This is a genomic window from Microbacterium sp. Beta (assembly GCF_005502545.1).
GTDB lineage: Bacteria > Actinomycetota > Actinomycetes > Actinomycetales > Microbacteriaceae > Microbacterium > Microbacterium oxydans.
The window spans coordinates 30,172-47,993 of record NZ_SCOG01000016.1 but is presented as its reverse complement, the minus strand read 5'-3'; the positions used below and the strand labels follow the sequence as shown (position 1 = coordinate 47,993).

The 17,822-nt window shown below is 68.9% G+C and carries 18 protein-coding genes; 7 read left to right on the top strand and 11 right to left on the bottom strand.

Annotated features, from left to right (window positions below):
* The first annotated feature begins 24 nt into the window (after positions 1 to 24).
* Together FFS56_RS14535 and FFS56_RS14530 are read left to right on the top strand one after the other, a co-directional pair.
* Complete coding sequence (locus tag FFS56_RS14535; protein WP_046748151.1) at positions 25 to 774, top strand: SDR family oxidoreductase; 750 nt, start codon at positions 25 to 27, stop codon at positions 772 to 774.
* Positions 767 to 1,117, top strand: a complete 351-nt coding sequence (locus FFS56_RS14530; RefSeq protein ID WP_046748150.1) for a nuclear transport factor 2 family protein — start codon at positions 767 to 769, stop codon at positions 1,115 to 1,117. Before FFS56_RS14535 ends, FFS56_RS14530 begins: the two co-directional genes overlap by 8 nt.
* Before the next feature lie 25 nt (positions 1,118 to 1,142).
* Here the strand turns inward: FFS56_RS14530 and FFS56_RS14525 are convergent, their stop codons facing one another.
* From FFS56_RS14525 to dinB, 3 genes are all read right to left on the bottom strand, one after another.
* Entirely contained in the window at positions 1,143 to 1,421 is a 279-nt protein-coding gene (locus FFS56_RS14525; protein ID WP_046748149.1) for a type II toxin-antitoxin system RelE/ParE family toxin, read from the bottom strand.
* Positions 1,418 to 1,693, bottom strand: coding sequence for a type II toxin-antitoxin system Phd/YefM family antitoxin (locus FFS56_RS14520; RefSeq protein ID WP_171011062.1), 276 nt, complete (start codon positions 1,691 to 1,693; stop codon positions 1,418 to 1,420). The genes FFS56_RS14525 and FFS56_RS14520 overlap by 4 nt, the downstream gene beginning before the upstream one ends.
* Positions 1,694 to 1,782: 89 nt before the next feature.
* Positions 1,783 to 2,979, bottom strand: coding sequence for a DNA polymerase IV (gene dinB / locus FFS56_RS14515; RefSeq protein WP_127011544.1), 1,197 nt, complete (start codon positions 2,977 to 2,979; stop codon positions 1,783 to 1,785).
* A gap of 119 nt (positions 2,980 to 3,098) precedes the next feature.
* Here dinB and FFS56_RS14510 point away from each other — a divergent pair, with 119 nt between their 5' ends.
* Positions 3,099 to 3,914, top strand: coding sequence for a zinc-ribbon domain-containing protein (locus FFS56_RS14510; protein WP_046748147.1), 816 nt, complete (start codon positions 3,099 to 3,101; stop codon positions 3,912 to 3,914).
* A gap of 8 nt (positions 3,915 to 3,922) precedes the next feature.
* On the opposite strand, the gene FFS56_RS14505 is transcribed toward FFS56_RS14510, so the two are convergent.
* The 5 genes from FFS56_RS14505 to FFS56_RS14485 form a co-directional block, all read right to left on the bottom strand.
* Positions 3,923 to 4,714 carry an SDR family oxidoreductase gene (locus tag FFS56_RS14505; protein ID WP_137772219.1) on the bottom strand — a complete coding sequence of 264 codons (792 nt, stop codon included), beginning with the start codon at positions 4,712 to 4,714 and terminating at the stop codon, positions 3,923 to 3,925.
* 1 nt (position 4,715) lies between these two features.
* Positions 4,716 to 5,792 (bottom strand): enolase C-terminal domain-like protein, encoded by a 1,077-nt coding sequence (locus FFS56_RS14500; protein ID WP_127011542.1) that lies wholly within the window; start codon positions 5,790 to 5,792, stop codon positions 4,716 to 4,718.
* Positions 5,789 to 6,559, bottom strand: a complete 771-nt coding sequence (locus FFS56_RS14495) for an SDR family oxidoreductase (protein ID WP_046748144.1) — start codon at positions 6,557 to 6,559, stop codon at positions 5,789 to 5,791. Before FFS56_RS14495 ends, FFS56_RS14500 begins: the two co-directional genes overlap by 4 nt.
* An 81-nt stretch (positions 6,560 to 6,640) precedes the next feature.
* Entirely contained in the window at positions 6,641 to 7,405 is a 765-nt protein-coding gene (locus tag FFS56_RS14490; protein ID WP_046748143.1) for a response regulator, read from the bottom strand.
* A complete protein-coding gene (locus FFS56_RS14485) occupies positions 7,402 to 8,682 on the bottom strand; it encodes an ATP-binding protein (protein ID WP_046748142.1) in 1,281 nt (426 codons plus the stop codon). Before FFS56_RS14485 ends, FFS56_RS14490 begins: the two co-directional genes overlap by 4 nt.
* Positions 8,683 to 8,845: 163 nt before the next feature.
* On the opposite strand from FFS56_RS14485, the gene FFS56_RS14480 reads away from it, so the two are divergent.
* From FFS56_RS14480 to FFS56_RS14470, 3 genes are read left to right on the top strand one after another with little or no spacing between them, the layout of a single operon-like run.
* Positions 8,846 to 9,868 (top strand): tripartite tricarboxylate transporter substrate-binding protein, encoded by a 1,023-nt coding sequence (locus tag FFS56_RS14480; protein WP_137772220.1) that lies wholly within the window; start codon positions 8,846 to 8,848, stop codon positions 9,866 to 9,868.
* Positions 9,865 to 10,455 carry a tripartite tricarboxylate transporter TctB family protein gene (locus FFS56_RS14475; RefSeq protein ID WP_046748141.1) on the top strand — a complete coding sequence of 197 codons (591 nt, stop codon included), beginning with the start codon at positions 9,865 to 9,867 and terminating at the stop codon, positions 10,453 to 10,455. The genes FFS56_RS14480 and FFS56_RS14475 overlap by 4 nt, the downstream gene beginning before the upstream one ends.
* 1 nt (position 10,456) lies before the next feature.
* Positions 10,457 to 11,965, top strand: coding sequence for a tripartite tricarboxylate transporter permease (locus FFS56_RS14470; protein ID WP_046748140.1), 1,509 nt, complete (start codon positions 10,457 to 10,459; stop codon positions 11,963 to 11,965).
* Between the two features lie 78 nt (positions 11,966 to 12,043).
* Here FFS56_RS14470 and FFS56_RS14465 read toward each other — a convergent pair whose 3' ends face one another.
* The 3 genes from FFS56_RS14465 to FFS56_RS14455 are packed head-to-tail and all read right to left on the bottom strand — an operon-like array spanning position 12,044 to position 17,011.
* Complete coding sequence (locus FFS56_RS14465) at positions 12,044 to 13,432, bottom strand: hypothetical protein (protein WP_127011540.1); 1,389 nt, start codon at positions 13,430 to 13,432, stop codon at positions 12,044 to 12,046.
* Positions 13,433 to 13,466: 34 nt separating this feature from the next.
* The gene (locus tag FFS56_RS14460) at positions 13,467 to 15,659 is read right to left on the bottom strand and encodes a peptidase C14 (protein WP_233437361.1); all 2,193 of its coding nucleotides are present in this window, start codon (positions 15,657 to 15,659) and stop codon (positions 13,467 to 13,469) included.
* Positions 15,656 to 17,011 carry an MFS transporter gene (locus FFS56_RS14455; protein ID WP_127011539.1) on the bottom strand — a complete coding sequence of 452 codons (1,356 nt, stop codon included), beginning with the start codon at positions 17,009 to 17,011 and terminating at the stop codon, positions 15,656 to 15,658. The genes FFS56_RS14460 and FFS56_RS14455 overlap by 4 nt, the downstream gene beginning before the upstream one ends.
* Positions 17,012 to 17,161: 150 nt before the next feature.
* On the opposite strand from FFS56_RS14455, the gene FFS56_RS14450 reads away from it, so the two are divergent.
* On the top strand, positions 17,162 to 17,818 hold the full coding sequence (locus FFS56_RS14450) for a GntR family transcriptional regulator (protein ID WP_046748137.1): 657 nt from the start codon (positions 17,162 to 17,164) through the stop codon (positions 17,816 to 17,818).
* Positions 17,819 to 17,822: the final 4 nt, after the last annotated feature.

Sequence of the window (17,822 nt, the reverse complement as noted above, 5' to 3'; positions counted from 1 at the left end):
GCCCTTTTGCTATAGCGTTTAGGGATGACTATGCGCCGCGTTCTGATCACGGGGGCGAGTTCCGGCATCGGGACCGCCGCCGCCCTCGAACTCGCCCGCGAGGGTGCTGCCCTCTGGATCACGTATGCCGGACGGGAGGCCGAAGCGCTGCGCATCGCGGAGGAGTGCCGGGCGGCAGGCTCGCCCGAGGTTCACGTGTCGCGCCTCGACCTGCGGGAGCGCGAGTCGATCGACGCCCTCGTCGGCGAGATCACGGACGCATGGGGATCGCTCCATGTGCTCGTCAACAACGGCGGAGTCTGCCCCTACACGCCCTACGAAGACATCGAGTTCGACGAGTGGGACATGGTGCTCGAGACCAACGCCCGCGGCACCTTCTTCCTGACCCGCGGGGCGCTCCCCCTGCTCCGGGCAGCGGAGGGGGATCGCTCGGTGATCAACATCGCCTCGGTCGCGGGCCAGGTCGGCGCGCTGCAGACCGGCATCCACTACGCCGCGAGCAAGGGCGCGATCCTGGCGATCACGCGGAGCTTCGCCCGGCACCTCGCTTCGGAGGGCATCCGCGTCAACGCGGTCACGCCCGGCCCGGTAGCGAGCGCCATCACCGACCAACTGCAGGGGGCGGGGCGCGAGAAGCTCGAATCAGGCATCCCCCTCGGCGCGTTCGGGCAGCCGGAGGACGTGGCCTGGATCATCGCATCCCTCGCCTCAGAGCGAGCCCGCTTCATCACCGGCGCCACCTACGACGTCAACGGAGGAGTTCGCATTGACTGACCGCATCCCCCTGGACCGCTCCGCCCTCGATACCGTGCAGGCGCAGCTCGATGCGTTCAACGCACACGACCTCGACGCGTTCGTGGCCACCTACGCCGAGGACGCCGTCATCACCGGTGTCGCCGTCGAACCCGTGGTCGGTTCCGCCGCGATCCGGGCGTTCTACGAACCTCGACTGCAGAACCCCGAGCTGTCGTGCGTCATCGAGACCAGCGTGCTCTTCGGCACCCGGTGGGTCGTCGCACAGGAACAGGTCATCAACGCCGGCGTCGCCACCGAGACCATCGCGACCTTCGATGTAGTGGACGGGCTGATAGCCCGGGCGTCGATGCTCAAGGCCTAAGGCCTAAGGCCTGAGGAGGCGGAGGTCACATCCTCCGATACACGTCTGCGCGGTGGGCGATGCGCATCACATAGACCGTACGAGCTTCCTCGTCGACGCGGACCACGACGCGATACGCGATGCCGACGTATCCGCTGCGCTGGCCGTCGAGTTCCGCACCGAGCGCTTTGGTGGTGCGCATGGGGTTCTCCGCAAGCGGACCCTCGAGGAACCGGAGCACTGCGTCGGCCAGCTTCGGCTCCAGCCGATGCAACGCCCGAACAGCAGGCCCGGTGAGCCGGACCTCGTAGGCCTCCGACGTCACCGGCGGCCCAGCTGCTCTCGCACCTCAGCAAGGCTCAACGTCCGCCCGCCAGCGATATCGTCGTCAGCTTCCACCACTTCGTCGAGATGATGCGGATCTTGCAGCAGCGCAAGGGTCTCCTGCAGCGCCTCCAGGTCGTCCACGCTCAGCATGACGACCGCCGGGCGCCCGTGGCGCGTGATCGTCACCGCCTCGTGCGTGGTGTCGACGGACTCCACCAGCTGCGAGAACCTGTCCTTTGCCTCACTGACCGACACTGACTGCATGAACATGAGAATAGCCTAAAGTCAGGCCTGTTTTTAGGCCAGTATTCTGACCGGAGCGCCGGAGGTGCGCGCCCCCACTTGAGAGCCGTGGCCGGTCACTCGTGCTCGGGCAGGACCGGCGACGACCAACCCCGATCACGACCCAGCTGCGCCGCCCGCGACACGGAGTCCGCACCGAAGCGGCCGCGCAGGGTGTCGAGCACCGTGTCGAGGCGCGCTTCGTCGCCCCAGTCGATCGGCAGCTCGGGCGCCACGTTCCCGGCACGGTCGAGCTGCGACAGCGAGATGCCGAGCAGGGTGATGCCGCGCGCAGTGATCTCGGGCTGCGCGGCGGCGAGCAGCGCGCGAGCGAGGGTGAGCAGCACGGCGGTGCGGTCGGTCGGAGACCGGAGCGAACGGGAGCGGGTGGCCTTCGTGAAGTCGCCGAAGCGCAGACGCAGCACGACCGTCCGGCACACGCGATCGCCGTCGCGGAGTCGCCTGCCGAGACGGTCGATGATCTGCGTGAGGATGAGGTCGAGCTCCTCGGCCGAGCGCGGACGAGTTCCGAGCGCGCGCTGCGAGCCGATGGATCCCCGACGCCGCGTGGTGTCGACCGGCCGCGGGTCGCGCAGCCGGGCCAACGCATGCACGTGCGCACCCGTCGCCTTGCCCAGCATCCGCTCGGCGGTCGCGGCCTCCAGCTCAGCGAGCTGGCCCACGGTGCGGATGCCGTAGCGGTGCAGCTTCTCGGCCGTGACGGCGCCCACACCCCACAACCGCTCGACCGGGAGCGGAAGCAGGAACTCCTCTTCGCGGTCGGGCTCGACGACCAGCAGACCGTCGGGCTTGCTCACGGCACTCGCGACCTTGGCGAGGAACTTGGTGCGCGCGACGCCCACCGAGATGGCCAGCCCCGCCTCCGCCCGCACCCGTTCGCGCAATCGTGCCGCGATCTGCTCGGGACTGCCCGCGAGGCGTCGCAAACCGCCGACCTCGAGGAACGCCTCGTCGATCGACAGCCCCTCCACGAGCGGGGTGGTGTCGCGGAAGATCGCGAACACGTCCTTGCTCGCGGCGGAGTACGCCTCCATGCGCGGAGGGACGACGACGGCATCGGGGCAGAGCTCGCGCGCCTGCCGACCTCCCATCGCCGTGCGCACCCCGCGCGCCTTCGCCTCGTAGCTCGCCGCCAGCACGACCCCGCCGCCCACGATCACGGGTCGCCCGCGCAATTCCGGGGCGTCGCGCTGCTCGACCGACGCGTAGAACGCATCGAGGTCGGCGTGCAGCACGGTCGCTTCCCCACGCATCCTGCTCTCCTGTCGACGAGCGGATCGTCGCACGGACCGGGGACATCCGTGGACATCGCGCCCGGCCCGCACCCGGTGTCGGTCCTCACAGGTAGGTTCGGCGCGTGCCGGAACCGGTGATGCAGTGGTGGGCGCGACGGCAGTTCTCCCGCGGTCGCGCGATTCCGTATGACGTGGGAACCTATCGCGCTGGCTGGGCCGCGTACCCGGAGCTGATCCGCCAGTACCACCCCGAGCTGAATCACGGCATCGCGCTGTCGCAGATCCCTCTCGCCGCCGACGTGCTCGTGTGTTGGGAGTGCCCGGTCGGCCATCGGTTCGCCGCCACACCGACCGAGCAGCGCGAACGTCCAGGACGCGTCCGGCGCCGCTCCGCGTGGTGTCCGGACTGCTCGGCGCTCGCCCGCCCGCAGCCGGTCGTGCTCGGTGAGGCGCGCCCCATCCCCCGTAGACCCCGTCGCCCGGCCCCCGCGCTCTGCACCAAGACGCCCGACTTGCCCTCGGGGACCGCGTTCGCGAGTGAGTGCGCGCCGAAGCCCGCCTCTGCGGCGGAGGGACGTCTGCGGGCGGGACTCGGGGCCGCGATCGAGTTCGACTCCACCGTGAACGCCGTCAAGGTCTCGCGCCCGTTCTTTCGCCACACCGAGGTCTGGCCGGACATCGTGCTGCCGGAGCTCCGGATCGCGATCGAGTACGACACGGTCGGCCGACATGGCCTGGAGCACGTCGGCAAGCGACAGGACGCGGATCTGCGCAAGGACCGCGCCCTGCGTGCCGCGGGGTGGGAGGTGATCCGCATCCGCACCGGCAAGCTCGAACCGCTCGGTCCGCACGACCTGGCGCTGCCTTCTGTCGGAGCGAAGAGCATCGCCCGGATCATCGACGAGCTGCGGGTGATTCGCGGGGCGCTGATGGTGGACGCGTATCTCCGGTAGGTGCCCCGTCAGCCCTCGAAACGCTCCCGCAGACCCGGGTCGAGGGCGATGTCGCCGAAGGATGCCGTCCACGCGCCGTCGACCGCGATGGACTGCCCCGACAGGTAGGGCGCCTCATCGGAGAGCAGGAACGCCGTGAGCGCGGCCACCTCTTCCGCCCGGGCGATCCGGCCCATGGGCGGCCCCTCGGCGAGGGCACGTTCCTCGGCGGTGGGGTCGGCAGCCCGGGCGATCTGCGCCTCCAGATGCGGGGTGCGCACGCCACCGGGAGCGACCGTATTGGCTCGTATGCCCAGAGCGCCGTACGACACGGCCACGCTGCGGGTGAGCGCGTCGATGCCGCCCTTCGTGAACTCATACGCGGCGTGGTCGGTGAAGCTGGAGCGCCCATGGATCGAACCGATGTTGACGATGGCGCCCGCCACACCCTGGTCGACGAATGCGGAGACGGCCGTCGAACAGCCCCAGATATAGCCGAAGCCGTTGATGTCGAGCACCTCGCGCACCACGGACTCGTCGAGCTCGTGCAAGGGCGTCCGTTTCGTGATGCCGGCGTTGTTGACCCAGCCGGCGAGTGGGGCTCTGGCGCGGGCAGCAGCAGCCGCGCGCTCGTGCGTCGAGCGATCCGACGCGTCACCGAGCACCACCTCGGCCACGATGCCGTCTTCGACCGTGCCCGAGCCGGCAGAGCGCTCGAGCCCGACCACGATCCATCCGTCAGCCGTGAGGCGCTCTGCGATGGCACGGCCGATGCCCTTGCCGCTGCCCGTCACGACGACGCTGCGTGCAGATTCCGTCATGTCAGTCCCTCTCGAATCGGAAGACGGCGGGATCGAGAGCAAAGCCGAGTCCCGTGGCATCCGTCGGGCGCACCAGACCCTCGAACGACGGACCACCGAGGATGAACGACGGAGCAGGGTCGTACGGGTTGACTCCTCGCGCGAACGTCTCCACTCCGATCCCGAGATGCGCGGTGACCTCGGGATACACGTGCCCGGAGACCGGGACACCGCGCTCGGTCGCCCATGCGATCATCTCGCGGGCGGGCGTCACACCACCGATCGCCACGACGTCGAGGCGCAGCGCCTCGACGCCACCGACCTCGACCAGCGCCTTCAGCACCGCGGGATCGGTGACCTCATCGCCGACGGCGACCGCCAGGCCCGACTCCCGGCGGATGCGCGCGACACCTGCTGCGTCTTCCGGCAGCAGCGGGTCTTCGAGCCACGCGAGCTGCGGATCGCCCCACTGCGCGATCTCCGCGAGCGCGGTGGGGGCATCCGGCCAGCCGAAACCCACATCGACGACCAGCCGTGTGTCAGCGGGCAGCTCTGCGCTCAGGACCGCCAGGAGCTCACGCATGTATGCCGGATCCGGAATGCGGGAGATCTTCACGTTCGTCCATCCGGCAGCCTGCGCGAGAACCTCGTCCGCGACCTCCCGCGGAGCCCGGTCCGCAGACGGGTACGCGGCGACCAGCATCGACTCCCGAGGAGCATCACCGGTGCCGAGCAGCTTCCACAGCGGCATACCCGCGCGCCGGGCGGCGATGTCCCAGAGGGCGATGTCGACCAGCCCCAGGGCGCGCCGCACCAAGCCCACCCGGCCGACGATGGCACTGCCGCGCAGCATCCGCTCCCACGCCGCCGCAGGGTCGTCGGCATCCGCACCCACCGTGTGCGGGGCGACGAGACGGTCGACGATCTCGGCCATCGGCGCCTCCCGCGAAAGGCAGTACGCCACCCCGGTCGTTCCGTCCTCGGCCGTCACCTGCACGGCGGAGTACTCTCGCCGCACGACTGTCATCGCGCCGAGCTGCAGTGGCGCAGGGAGCGGCAGTACGGCGGTGGCCGTGTCGATGCGCGCGATCGTACTCATTCGGGCTTCTTCGCCAGGGGCACGCCGTAGTCGACCATGAAGCCGCCGTCGACGTAGAGCGTCTGCCCGTTCATGTAACGCGACTGGTCGGAGACGAGGAAGCTGACCGCCGCGGCGATCTCACTCGCCTCGGCCAGGCGCTTGGCGGGGATGCGCGACAGGATCGTGTCGAGGCTCAGCGTCCCCTGCTCGACGCCCTGACGGAAGACGCCCGTGTCGACGTAGCCGGGCGCGACCGCGTTGACCCGCACCCCGCGCGACGCCCACTCCGCCCCCGCCGTGGAGGTGAGCCCGATGACGGCGGCCTTGGTCGTGGCATACGGCGCCCGCCCCGCGGAGCCGCGCGAGGAGATGGAGGAGATGTTGACGATGCGGCCCTCACCACGGTCGAGCATGCGCTTCCCTGCGGCCTGGAGCGCGGAGAACACCCCGTGCAGGTTCACGTCGACGACCGCGGACCACTCATCCCACGTGAGATCTTCGATGCCACGGTGCCGCTGGATCCCGGCGTTGTTCACGAGCACCTCGATGGGCCCGAGCTCCGCCTCGATCTCACCGAAGACCCGGTCGACCCCGGCGTGGTCGGTGACATCGAGCTCCCGCCACAGGATGTCCGCCGGATTGTCGAGGGCAGTGAGTCCTGGCACGCGGTCGGCGGCGACCACGAGGTAGCCGTCGGCGGCGAGGCGCTGGCCGATTTCCCAGCCGATGCCGGCAGATCCTCCGGTGACGATGGCGACGGAGCCGACAGGGGTAGGCGCGGTCATGGCTCTCCTCAGGGTGGTCGAGATTTGCTATAGCAAGTGTAGCGAGGGGCGGCGCATACATCCATCCGCGGCCCGCGTGCCTCATCGCCGGATCGTCGAGCTCATCCAAGAAGGGATCGAGGGGGCGAGTCGGTACATGATCTCCGGGCGGCCGCGCTTGCCGTAGCGGTGGGCGACGTCGATCACTCCGGCATCGACGAGGTAGGTCAGGTACCGGTGGGCGGTCCCCGCGGAAAGCTCACAGGCGTCGGCGATCTGTCGCGCCGACTGTGCGGTCACGGGGTCGAGGGCAGTGACGACGCGTTCAAGAGTCGGCTCGGCCAGGCCCTTCGGCAGCCTGTGCCCGTCAGTGGGCTGCCGCTCGGGCGGATGCGCGCGGTCGTCGCGCGTGCCGATTCCACCGGTAGCGAGGAGCCGATCGATCTCGCTCTGGAGGAAGGGCCGTTGTCGACCGGCATCCACCCTGGTGCGCCGGCTGGCACGGTACCGTTCCAACCGCTCCTGCAGTGCCGCCTGGGTGAAGGGCTTCAGCAGGTACCCGATGACATGTGCGGACATCGCCTGCCGCACGGTCGTCTGGTCTTGCGATGAGCTGATCACCAGAACGTCCGGGCTCGCCTCTCCGAGCGTCCGCAGCCGATGCAGCACCTCGATGCCGCTGATGTCGGGGAGCCGCATGTCGAGCAGAATCAGGTCGAAACCACGAGTCGCCTGGGCGGAGGCCTCCTCTCCTGTCGCCGCGCTACCCGCAACGACGAAGCCCGGCGTCTCCGCGACGAAGGCGCCGTGCAGCGCGCGGGCCCCGCGATCGTCATCCACGATCAGGACTCGGATCGGCGCCGTCATCGGGAGCTCGCCATCTCGAACGAGAACCGCGCTCCACCGAGCGGCGTCGATCCGACCTCGATCGTCCCGTCGCGAGACATGAGAATCCGGCGCACCAGCGTGAGACCGATGCCGCGCCCCGCTTGGGAAGAGCCGGGTTTCGAGGAGTACCCGGGCAGGAAGATCTTCGGCGCCGTCCGGGAATCGACACCCGGTCCGTCGTCTTCCACTGATCCGAGCAGGCGGCCGTCGTGCTCTCGCAGCGTGCATCGCACCTTGGCGGCACCTGCTTCACCGGCGTTGCGACACAGATTGGCGAGTACTGAGACCAGTTCGTCGTCAAAGGCCGTCACCGTGTCGATGTCGAACTCGACCTGTGCTCCGACATCGAGCAGGTCCGCACGGATCGCGTGCATCGTCGCATCGCGGACCGCATCGCCGCTCATGCCTCCGCCGTCATCACCGAGACTCGGCCTGCCCACACAGGCGACTTCTTCGATATAGGCGAGCGCTTCGGGAGCGTCACCTCGCGATACCAGTCCGTGGAGCACGTGCAGTCTGGTCGTGAACTCGTGCGACTGCTCCTTCAGAGCCGCGGTGGTTCGACTCATCTGCGCATGCTCGGACGCCAGACTGTCGAGCCGTCGAAAGCGCCGTTCGACCGCTGCCGTGAGGATGGAGCTGGCCACCGTGCCGACGATCAGGGCACCGATCCCCCAGGGCAGCAGCGCATTCAGCGCCTCTTCGTGCTCCGCAGAGATGTCTGCCTCCAGCACGCCGACCGCCACCATCCCGACGACATCGCCATCGTCATCGCGCACGGGGACCTTCGCACGCAACGCAGGTCCGGACGGACCTGTCTCGGTCCCGAGAAACGGCGTTCCCTCGAGGACCGATCGATTCGTCGTCGACACCTGCACACCTCGTTGAGACGCCAACGGGTGGGTGATCCGCACGCCCTCGTCGTCTGTGACGACCACGTAGTAGACGCCGGCGGCACGAGCGACGAGCTCGGCGACCGGCTGCAATCTCGCTGTCGCCTGCGCCAGGTCTGCGGCATCTGCGAGATCCTCGGACGTACCCGCTGTGGTCGCGGCTTCGACCGCTGTGCGCACATCGCTGAGGTTGGCGAGACTCGATGCCACTTCCTGCACCCGGCCGGCGGCCGCTTCTCGGATGCTGTTCGTCTGGATCGACAGCGCCACGGCGACCGTGATCCACAGGGCCGCCAACGTGATCAGTGACGGCAGGACGAGCAGCGAGAGCCGGACGAACCGCTGGCTCGGCTGAAAGGCCATCTGTATTGCTCGCCTCCTCGCGATCAGACCCGGACGGGGGCTGCGACATACGCGGCGTGGGCGCTTATGAGAACAAATCGGATCATCACGGTGAGCCGAGTCCTGCGGTGCGACCCTGGGTCGATCCCGCTGAGACGACGACGTCCGCGCGAATGGAGCAGCAATGAAGCATCTCATCAAAGAGCCCCCACGGCGCAACCCCGGCGTCACGCGAAGGGTGATCGGCCGCGTTGTCGGTGGAGTGGTCACGGTTGCCGCCGTCACCGTCGCCGCGATCGGTTCGATCACCTCGGCCGCAAGCGGTCAGGAGATCAACGCCTCGATGACCATCGTCGCCCCCGCGGCGGCCGGCGGTGGGTGGGACGGCGTGGCCAGAGAGCTGCAGCAGGCGCAGAAGGCCAACGGTCTCGTCAACAACGTCCAGGTGGTCAACATGCCCGGCGCCGGCGGCACGATCGCGCTCGGCAACGTGTCCGTCCTCAACGGTCAGCCCAACAACCTTCTGGTCGGAGGCACCGGCCTGCTGGCGGCGACGATTCAGTTCGATTCCGCAGCCACCCTCGACGACGTCACCCCGCTCGCCGTCATCGTCGAAGAGTACGACGTCATCGTCGTCCCCGCCGACTCTCCCTATCGGACGCTCGAAGATCTCGTCGCCGCGTGGAAGCAGGACCCCAAGTCGGTCCCGTGGACCGGAGGAGGATCGTTCGACCAGCTCGTGGTGACCGACCTCGCCCTCGCAGCCGGAATCGATCCGGTCGATACGACCTACATCTCGTCCGACGGCGGCGGAGAGGCGATCCAGGCGCTCCTCAACGGCACCGCCCGCGCCGCCGCCGGCGGCTACCCCGACAACATCGACCAGATCGAGGCCGGTCGGCTCCGTGCGCTCGCGCTCGTCGCCGAGGAACCCATCGACGGGATCGACATCCCCACCGCCGCCGAGCAGGGCTATGACATCACCCTCTCCAACTGGAGGATGCTCGCCGCCCCGTCCGGCCTCGATACCGACGACATCGACGCGCTCACCGAGCTCGTCCTGGACAGCGTGGCGACCCCCGAGTGGCAAGACGCGATCGACAGATATCGCTGGACGGAACGCATCATCACCGGTGACGACCTCAGAGTCTTCCTCGACGACGAGGAGACCCGCATCCGTGCCCTATACGAGGAGATGGGACTTTGACCTTCCCGCCCAACCCCACTTCGGCTTCCGCCGTCATCGGCGGGCGCCTCCGCCTCGTCCCAGGACCAGGCATCGCCACGCTGCTCAAAGGCATCACGATGCCCGTCATCATCGCCGCCTTCGCGACCTACCTCCTTGTCGGGATCATCACTATGCGGGTGCCGGAGGGCACGGATTTTCCCGGCCCCCAGTTCTTCCCCGCGATCATCGTCGCCGGCCTCTACGCCTTCGCCGTGGTGCTGGTGCTCGCCGCGTGGCGCGAATGGCGGACGTCGTCCGACGGCTCGACCGATCGACCCGAGGAGGAAGGCGGCACCGATGGCACGCCTCCTGGCCGTGCCGTGCGGGTGGACGCGAAGTCCATGGCGTGGGTGGTCGGATCGTTCGCCGTGTTCGCGCTCGTCCTGAACTTCCTGGGTTGGCTGATCGCAGCCAGCCTCCTGTTCTGGTGCGTCGCACGCGGCTTCGGCTCCACCAGACCGCTGCAGGCTCTCGCCGTCGGGCTCACCGTGAGCGCGACGGCCTATATCGGATTCGACATGCTGCTCGGGCTGCCTCTCCCGTCCGGCGTCCTCGGGGGGTTCTGACATGGATGTTCTCCAACTGCTCGGCGAAGGCTTCCTCGGGGCGCTGACGCCGGCGAACCTGCTGTGGGTGGTCGTCGGGTGCATGCTCGGCACCGCCGTCGGCGTGCTGCCAGGTCTCGGATCGTCCATGGCAGTCGCACTCTTGCTGCCGGTGACGTTCTCGCTCGACCCCACAGCCGCGTTCATCATGTTCGCTGGGGTCTACTTCGGCGGCCTCTTCGGTGATTCCACCATGGGAATCCTGATGAACACACCCGGGCAGGCCTCGGCCATCGCCTCCACCTTCGAAGGCCACAAGATGGCCCTGAACGGTCGAGCCGCCCAAGCTCTCGCCACCGCAGCGATCGGTGCGTTCGTCGGCGGCTTCATCGCCTCGATCATCGTGGTCTTCGTCGCCCCCGCGCTCGCGGACTTCTCCAGCCGCTTCGGTCCTGCCGAGTTCTTCGCCCTCGCCGTCTTCGCCTTCGCCGCCACATCGACCGTCGTCTCCGACAACGCCGTGAAGGGTCTCACCGCGCTCTTCATCGGCCTGGGCATCGCGGTCATCGGCGTCGACGGCGTCTCCGGCGCGCCGCGGTTCACCATGGATTCGCCGAACCTGTTCGACGGGGTCTCCCTCGTCACGGTCACCGTCGGACTGCTCGCTCTCGGCGAAGTGATCTATGTCGCCTGCCTCGAGAGGCACACATCCGACAAGAAGCTCATCAGCCCATCCGGCCGTCCGTGGCTGAGTCGTGCGGAGCTCAGGGAAGCCACGCCCGCCTGGCTCCGCGGCACCGCGATCGGACTCCCGTTCGGAGTGATCCCCGCCGGAGGGTCCGAGATACCGACGTTCCTCGCGTACGGTCTGGAGAAGCGGCTCGACGCCCGACGGAAGTTCCCGCAGTTCGGACGCGGCGCGATCCGCGGCCTCGCCGCCCCAGAAGCCGCCGGCAATTCCACGACGAGCATGGCGATGGGAGCGCTGCTGGCACTCGGCCTTCCCATCTCCGCAACCGCCGCGATCATGCTGGCAGCCTTTCGCCAGTACGGTCTTCAGCCGGGACCGCTGCTGTTCGACCGCGCCCCTGACCTCGTCTGGTCGCTGCTGGCGAGCTTCTTCATCGCCATGGTCGTCCTGCTCATCCTGAACCTGCCGTTCGCGATGGTCTGGGCGAAGCTGCTTCTCATTCCGAGGCCCTACCTCTACGCGGGCATCACCGTGTTCTGCGCGCTGGGCATCTATGCCACGTCCGGGTCCGCGTTCGACCTGCTGCTCCTGCTGGGTGTCGGACTCCTCGGCTTCCTGATGCGTGCTCTTGATTTCCCCCTCGCGCCCCTCATCATCGGCATGGTGCTCGGCCCGCTCGCCGAGACGAGTCTCCGAGACGCGGCCATGAGCGCGAATGGAGACTTCGCCATCCTCGTGCACAGCCCGATCAGCATCACTCTGTATGCGCTGCTGGGTGTCGTGCTCATCCTCTCCGTGCGCAACCGGCTCGTCACCCGGAACGCGCGCGCAGAGCGGTAACGCAACACCCGTTCGAATCACGCAAATGGTTCGATTCCGATCGGAGATGAAACCATTTGCGCGATTCGAACGCCGGAGCTAGGCCAACAACCCGGCCACCACCGACACGGCGTGGGACTCCAAGAGCTCGAGGGCGCCGGGAGCCAAGGGCGTCTGCCAGGACTGATAGGCGCCGCGGTCGTAGGCCTCGCGGGTCGGGAGGTACACGAACCCCGGGCCGTTCGTCAGGTTCATCACCACGATCGGCGTCTGGGGGAACCGCTCCCGCAGAGTCGTCTGCAGCCGCGAGTAGGCCTCACCCGGATGCCCCACGATCACGGCGTCTCCGAGCCGCCATGCCCACACCGGATGCGACACGGTCGGCCCCTCGATGTAACCGTCGCGGAGGTTCCGCGCTCGTCCGAGGCGCTCCTCCCGCGAGCGCGGGTCGATGTCCTTCCACTCCCCGGCGAGTTCGTCCAGGGTGGGCAGGTCGCGCAGCGGCAGCTCGACGGCCGAGACGACTCCCGCCGCCTCCTCGCCGCCGTCCGCCGGGGTCCCTGTCCAGATCGCGAGAGGAGCACCCGACTCCACGACACCGTCCAACGTCAGCTCCTCGCCGGGCACAGGCAAGCCGTCCAACGCCGCGAGCACCGCGTGCCCGAGCGCGCGTCCGTGCCGGTCGGCCACCGCCGCGTCGCCGGTGTACTGCTCCCGCGGGGCCAGCTCGCCCGACGCCCCCTGCACGAACAGGCACGGTGCACCGGTCGCGGCCTCCACGATCTCGCGCATCGCGCCGACGTAGTCCGGCGACACCTCGCGGTTCTGCCAGGCCAAGGTCGTCGGATGACAGGCGTAGTTCACCAGCGTCGCCCGCACCTCCCCGTCGATGCTGATACGGCCGATGGTCACCGTGTCGTCGGCGGTGCCCTGGGGGTTGTAGCCGACGAGCGCGCGGCCTTCGAGGTCGAGCTCGCGCTCCGCCGCGAGGGTGCAGGTGCCCGTGGTCCACTCGATCAGTCCAGGCCGGGCGGTCTCCAGCGCCTCGCGCCCGGCCGCGATACCCGCGGCAGACAGCACCTCCAGGTACCCCGGGATGAGCTCCCCGCCCGGCAGATGCGCGTCCGCGGCGCACAGCACGGCCCCGGCGTGGGTGTGCGAGAGCGAGAGCATGAGCTGATCGGGTTCGAAGCCCAGACCGTCGAGGATGGCGCCGCGCACGCCCTGCTCGTCGGCGACTCGGCGCCACCACGTGCCGTCGACGGCGAGCAGCACCCGGGGGCGTCCGTCCGCGGCCACCACCGCGAGCGCGGTCAGCTCGAACGGCCGGTGCGCCCCCTCGGAGCGCTCCCAGTCGGCCGGGCCCCAGTTCTTGGCGCGGATGCCGACGGGCGGCGTGATGTCGCGCCGGGCGACGCCGATGCCCGCCTGCGTGCGCGGGATGCGGATGCGGTCTCCGAGGTGCGTCGCCGCTGCCGTGTCGTTCACGCGTGGTCCTCCCTGATGTCCATGATGCCGTCCGTCACGCGCTCGTCAGCACGTCTGCGATGACGACGCGCGGTCCGGCCTCCGGTAGTGCCGTCTCGACGCCGCGCTCGACGGCGTCGCTGTAGAGCAGCGTCGACGGCTCGGCGAATCCGTCCGCCAGCCGTAGTCGTCCGCCGACGAACTGGCTGCCGGTGACGCGGGCGTGGTTGACGCCGGTGCCGATGTCGAGGTGCGCCGCGCCCTTCGGCACCGTCGAGGTGACCCCGCTCACCCGCCAGGTGACGACGCCGGCACCGGCGGCCCTGCCCAGCAGAGCCCCGTCCGTGCGCTCCGTGGAGAGCTCGACCCCGTCCAGGGCGATGAGCTGGTCGCGCACGGCGGTCGCGCTCAGGCGCACGTCGCGCACGAATCCGCCGCGGATGGTGACCTTGGCGGCGCCGAGCTCGAAGGGCGCGCCCGCCGCCGGGCCGCTGAGGCGGCAGTCCACGAACTCGACCGGACCCGACCCGCGAGCCTTGACCCCGTCGATCCCGGTGATCGTGCAGTCCACGAAGCGCACGGGAGCAGTGACCGGGGTCTGCACGAGCACCTGGTCCTTCGGCAGCGCGAAGGTGGAGTCCGCGATCACGGTCGGTCGCGACGAGCGCTGCGACCGCTGTCCGATCGCCAGAAGTCCCGCGGTGCACCCTCGCACCTGGGCACCGTCGGCGTTGATGGTCATGGACGCCTGCGGATCGAAGGTGGAGCGGCCGATCACGCGCACGTTCTCCAGCGTCAGATCGCTGATCTTGGTGCCGGCGACGAACCAGGAGCAGACGTGGTCGCGCACCGTGATGCGCTTGGCGGCGGTGCCCCACTGCGCACCGGAGTTGGCGATGTCCATGAGCCCGGAGTTGCCGATGAAGGTGAGGTCGTGCTCGTACTGGCCGTGCGTGGTGAATGGGTTGCCGCCCTGGTCGTCACCGTCGCCGTGGCAGTTCTCGACGATGCAGTAGGCGCTGGCGGTGAGGTCGTTCAGGTGCCGGGCGTTCGACGACGTGCAGTCGCTGACCCGTCCGTAGAGGCTGTAGATCTGCTGCGTGAGGTAGCCGGCGCCACCGTAGAACACGGTCGGCGGGTTCTCCACCGAGCACCGTTCCGTCGTGAAGTGCGTGTTCCACCGCCGCATGATGACGGGCCACCAGGTGCGGCTCGCGTGCACGTCGGCGACGTCGCAGTGGATCGCGTACTCGAAGGCGATCGGGTGCGATCCGGTGAGCTCGCGCGAATCGGGGAAGGAGCCGTCGGTGGGGCCGTCGAAGGGTCCGGCGCCGAGGAACCGCATGTTCGCGATGCGCACGCCAGCGACCGGTTCCATCTGCCGCCAGATGAGCTTCCGACCCTTGTCGAGCGGCCAGCCGTTGAGGTAGTCGATGCGGATATGGGTGCCGTCGATCTGCTGTGTCACCTGCACGAAGCGCTGGAGTTCGCGCTCGTCCGCCCCTCCGCCGGCGACGGGATCGCACTGCACCGCCCACCAGGAGTCGACGGGGAACCGGGACGCATCGGGCACGGTGACCGCGTCGGTCAGCTCGGGCCAGGCGTCGGCCAGCGCATGCTCGACCACGACGTCCTTCGACACGCCGGTGAAGAACATCACAGCGCCGAACGGGTTGTCGTGACTGTTCGGCTCGATGCCGTCGGTCGTGATGACGTGTCCGCCGAAGTCGATCTCGAGGTACGACCGGCTGAACCGGTGCCGCCGCTGGAACAGCAGGTCGGTGCTCGCCTCGATCCGGCGGATGCGGGGATCGTTCACCATCGCCGCGAGCGCATCGTCGGCCGCGGTCTCCGGTCCCGCGATGCCGAAGACCCGGAAGTCGACGGTGCCGTCGTGCTGCAGCAGCCAGCGGCTTCCCCGCTTGCCGGCGATGACCGTACCGCCGTTCGCTTCGATCTTCGCGTTCTCGGCGCCGACGTAGACGAGCAGCCCGGCGTCGCCCGGCGTGCGGTACCCCGCGACGATCGCGACCTCACCGTCGCGAGCTCGGAGGCGGGACAGCTCGGCGACGGACTCCGCTCGCGTGAGATCTTTCGCACCTGCCACGACGGGAGCCGCCTGTGCGGGCGCCGTCACGGCGAGGGAGCCGGCCGCACCGAGTGCGACCGCACCGAGTCCTGCCATGAGGGCACGGCGACTCGAGGAGCGCACGGTCTCCTCCGGCACCAGGGGAGTCCGCGCGGTCATGAGAGCTTCTTCTCGGCCAGCAGCACCTCGGCGGGAACCGTGAAGTCCGCTCGCCGGCTCAGCACGAACGCGATGGTCGCCCCGAGCAACGTGAGTGCGGAGATCAGCAGCAGCCCCCAGATCGCGGAGCCCGTGGTCTCACTGATCCACCCGATCGCATACGGCCCCGCGAAACCGGCGAGGTTGCCGACGGAGTTGATGAACGCGAGTCCGGCCGCGGCCGCCGTTCCAGTGAGCACCATGGGCGGCAGGCTCCAGAACAGCGGTGTCGTCGAGAACAGCGCCGACATGCCGACGCACAGGGCGGCGAGCGCGAGCACCGGTGTGCCCTGCGCCGCGACCGCGGCCATGAGCGAGAGAGCGGTGATCGACAGCGTGATGCCGATCTGCAGCGGGATGTTGCCCTGCTTCCTGGCGGCACGCTCCCACGGCAGCATGACCAGCGCCGCGCACAAGTTCGGCAGCGCGACGAGCCAGCCCGTCGTGGTGTTGGAGAAGTCGCCCATGCTCTTGACGATCGTCGGCAGCCACATGCCCAGCCCGTACGCGCCGAACACGACGCCGAAGAACAGCACGATCAGGGTCCACAGACGCCCGTTGCTGAACACCTCGCGCAGGCGCAGGCGCCCGTGCTTCTGCTCGGTCGCCGCGGTCTCGACAGCCAGGGTGTCGGTGATCCAGCGCTGCTCCGTCTTATCGAGCCAGCGCGCGTCCTGCGGGCGATCGGGCAGCCAGAAGAAGACCACGAAGGCGAGGAGCACGGCGGGGATGCCCTGCAGCAGGAAGACCAGCTGCCAGCCGTCGAGCCCCCACATCCCGTGGAGTTCGAGCATCCAACCCGACAGCGGTGCGGCGACGGCGTTCGCGATCGGGTTCGACAGCACGAACACGACCAGCACCTGGGTGCGGTATTGCCGGGGGAACCAGAGCGTGAGGTAGAGGAGCACCCCGGGGAAGAACCCGGCCTCGGCGATGCCCAGGATGAACCGCGCGATCGCGAACTGCGTCGCATCCTGCACGAACGCGGTGAGGGCGGCGACGAGCCCCCAGGAGACCATGATGCGGGCGATCCACTTGCGGGCGCCGAACCGCTCGAGCAGGAGGTTGCTCGGCACCTCGAAGAGCAGATAGCCGATGAAGAAGATGCCGGCGGCGAACCCGAAGGCGGCCTCGGTGATCTGCAGCGCGGCCGTCATCTCGAGCTTGGCGAACCCCGCGTTGTTGCGGTCCATGTAGGCCACGAGGTACAGCAGCCCGAGGAACGGGCCGAGGCGCCAGATGGCCTTCTTCATGGCGGAGGCTCCGACCTCCTCGGGTGTGCGCGTATCGGGGGCGGTTCCGGTCCCGGACATGACAACTCCTTCGTCATCGGTGGATAGACTTGCTATAGCATCTAGCAAATCCGGCGCCGTGTCCACCCATCGACGAAATGCCATAGCATCGATCGAACGATTGCGCGCCCGCTCGACCAGACGGCACCGCGCATCGAGAAGGGCAACCGAATGCGCAGCGTCTCGGATCAGAACATCGCCGAACAGGTGGCAGACGAACTGCGCACGGCCATCCATTCGGGAGAACTCGCCCCCGGCGAGCGGCTGGTCGAACGCAAGCTCGCCGATCGACTCGGCGTCAGCCACATCCCCGTGCGCGAGGCTCTGACCCGGCTGGCGGAAGAGCGCCTCATCACACGGGAACCCCGCCGCGGTGCACGCGTCGCTCAGCTCAGCGCACAGGACCTCGAGGAGATCTCCAGCCTGCGGATCGTGCTCGAGCAGTTCATGGCCATCCGCGTGCAGGAACGGTGGAACCAGGAATCCGCTGCGCGGCTCGGGGCCATCATCCAGTCCATGGCCGACGCCGCCCCTGGCGACATCGCCGAGGTGCTGCGCCAGGATCGCCTCTTTCACGAGACGCTCGCCGACCTCGCCGAGCACCGATTCCTCGACGAGGTGAGCGGCCAGCTGCGCGGTCGCATCACGGGCTTCATCCAGGCGGCCAACTCCGCGCTCGATCCCGCCGAGCAGGAGGAGCATGTGCGCAGCCACCAGCAGATCGTCGATGCGATCGCGAGCGGCGACCCCGAACGGGCACGCACCGTGATCGCCGAGCATGTCACCAGGGCAGTGCAGCGCATCACGCCGTCCGTCTCGGCCGAGTGAGCCG

What these genes read in the sequence shown, in the direction of transcription:
- FFS56_RS14535 (WP_046748151.1), top strand. Translation starts at nt 25, where the DNA reads ATGACTATGCGCCGCGTTCTGATCACGGGGGCGAGTTCCGGCATCGGG.
- FFS56_RS14520 (WP_171011062.1), bottom strand. Translation starts at nt 1,693, where the DNA reads ATGTTCATGCAGTCAGTGTCGGTCAGTGAGGCAAAGGACAGGTTCTCG.
- dinB (WP_127011544.1), bottom strand. Translation starts at nt 2,979, where the DNA reads ATGCGTGGGGAAGCGACCGTGCTGCACGCCGACCTCGATGCGTTCTAC.
- FFS56_RS14510 (WP_046748147.1), top strand. Translation starts at nt 3,099, where the DNA reads ATGCAGTGGTGGGCGCGACGGCAGTTCTCCCGCGGTCGCGCGATTCCG.
- FFS56_RS14505 (WP_137772219.1), bottom strand. Translation starts at nt 4,714, where the DNA reads ATGACGGAATCTGCACGCAGCGTCGTCGTGACGGGCAGCGGCAAGGGC.
- FFS56_RS14500 (WP_127011542.1), bottom strand. Translation starts at nt 5,792, where the DNA reads ATGAGTACGATCGCGCGCATCGACACGGCCACCGCCGTACTGCCGCTC.
- FFS56_RS14495 (WP_046748144.1), bottom strand. Translation starts at nt 6,559, where the DNA reads ATGACCGCGCCTACCCCTGTCGGCTCCGTCGCCATCGTCACCGGAGGA.
- FFS56_RS14490 (WP_046748143.1), bottom strand. Translation starts at nt 7,405, where the DNA reads ATGACGGCGCCGATCCGAGTCCTGATCGTGGATGACGATCGCGGGGCC.
- FFS56_RS14485 (WP_046748142.1), bottom strand. Translation starts at nt 8,682, where the DNA reads ATGGCCTTTCAGCCGAGCCAGCGGTTCGTCCGGCTCTCGCTGCTCGTC.
- FFS56_RS14480 (WP_137772220.1), top strand. Translation starts at nt 8,846, where the DNA reads ATGAAGCATCTCATCAAAGAGCCCCCACGGCGCAACCCCGGCGTCACG.
- FFS56_RS14470 (WP_046748140.1), top strand. Translation starts at nt 10,457, where the DNA reads ATGGATGTTCTCCAACTGCTCGGCGAAGGCTTCCTCGGGGCGCTGACG.
- FFS56_RS14460 (WP_233437361.1), bottom strand. Translation starts at nt 15,659, where the DNA reads ATGACCGCGCGGACTCCCCTGGTGCCGGAGGAGACCGTGCGCTCCTCG.
- FFS56_RS14455 (WP_127011539.1), bottom strand. Translation starts at nt 17,011, where the DNA reads ATGTCCGGGACCGGAACCGCCCCCGATACGCGCACACCCGAGGAGGTC.
- FFS56_RS14450 (WP_046748137.1), top strand. Translation starts at nt 17,162, where the DNA reads ATGCGCAGCGTCTCGGATCAGAACATCGCCGAACAGGTGGCAGACGAA.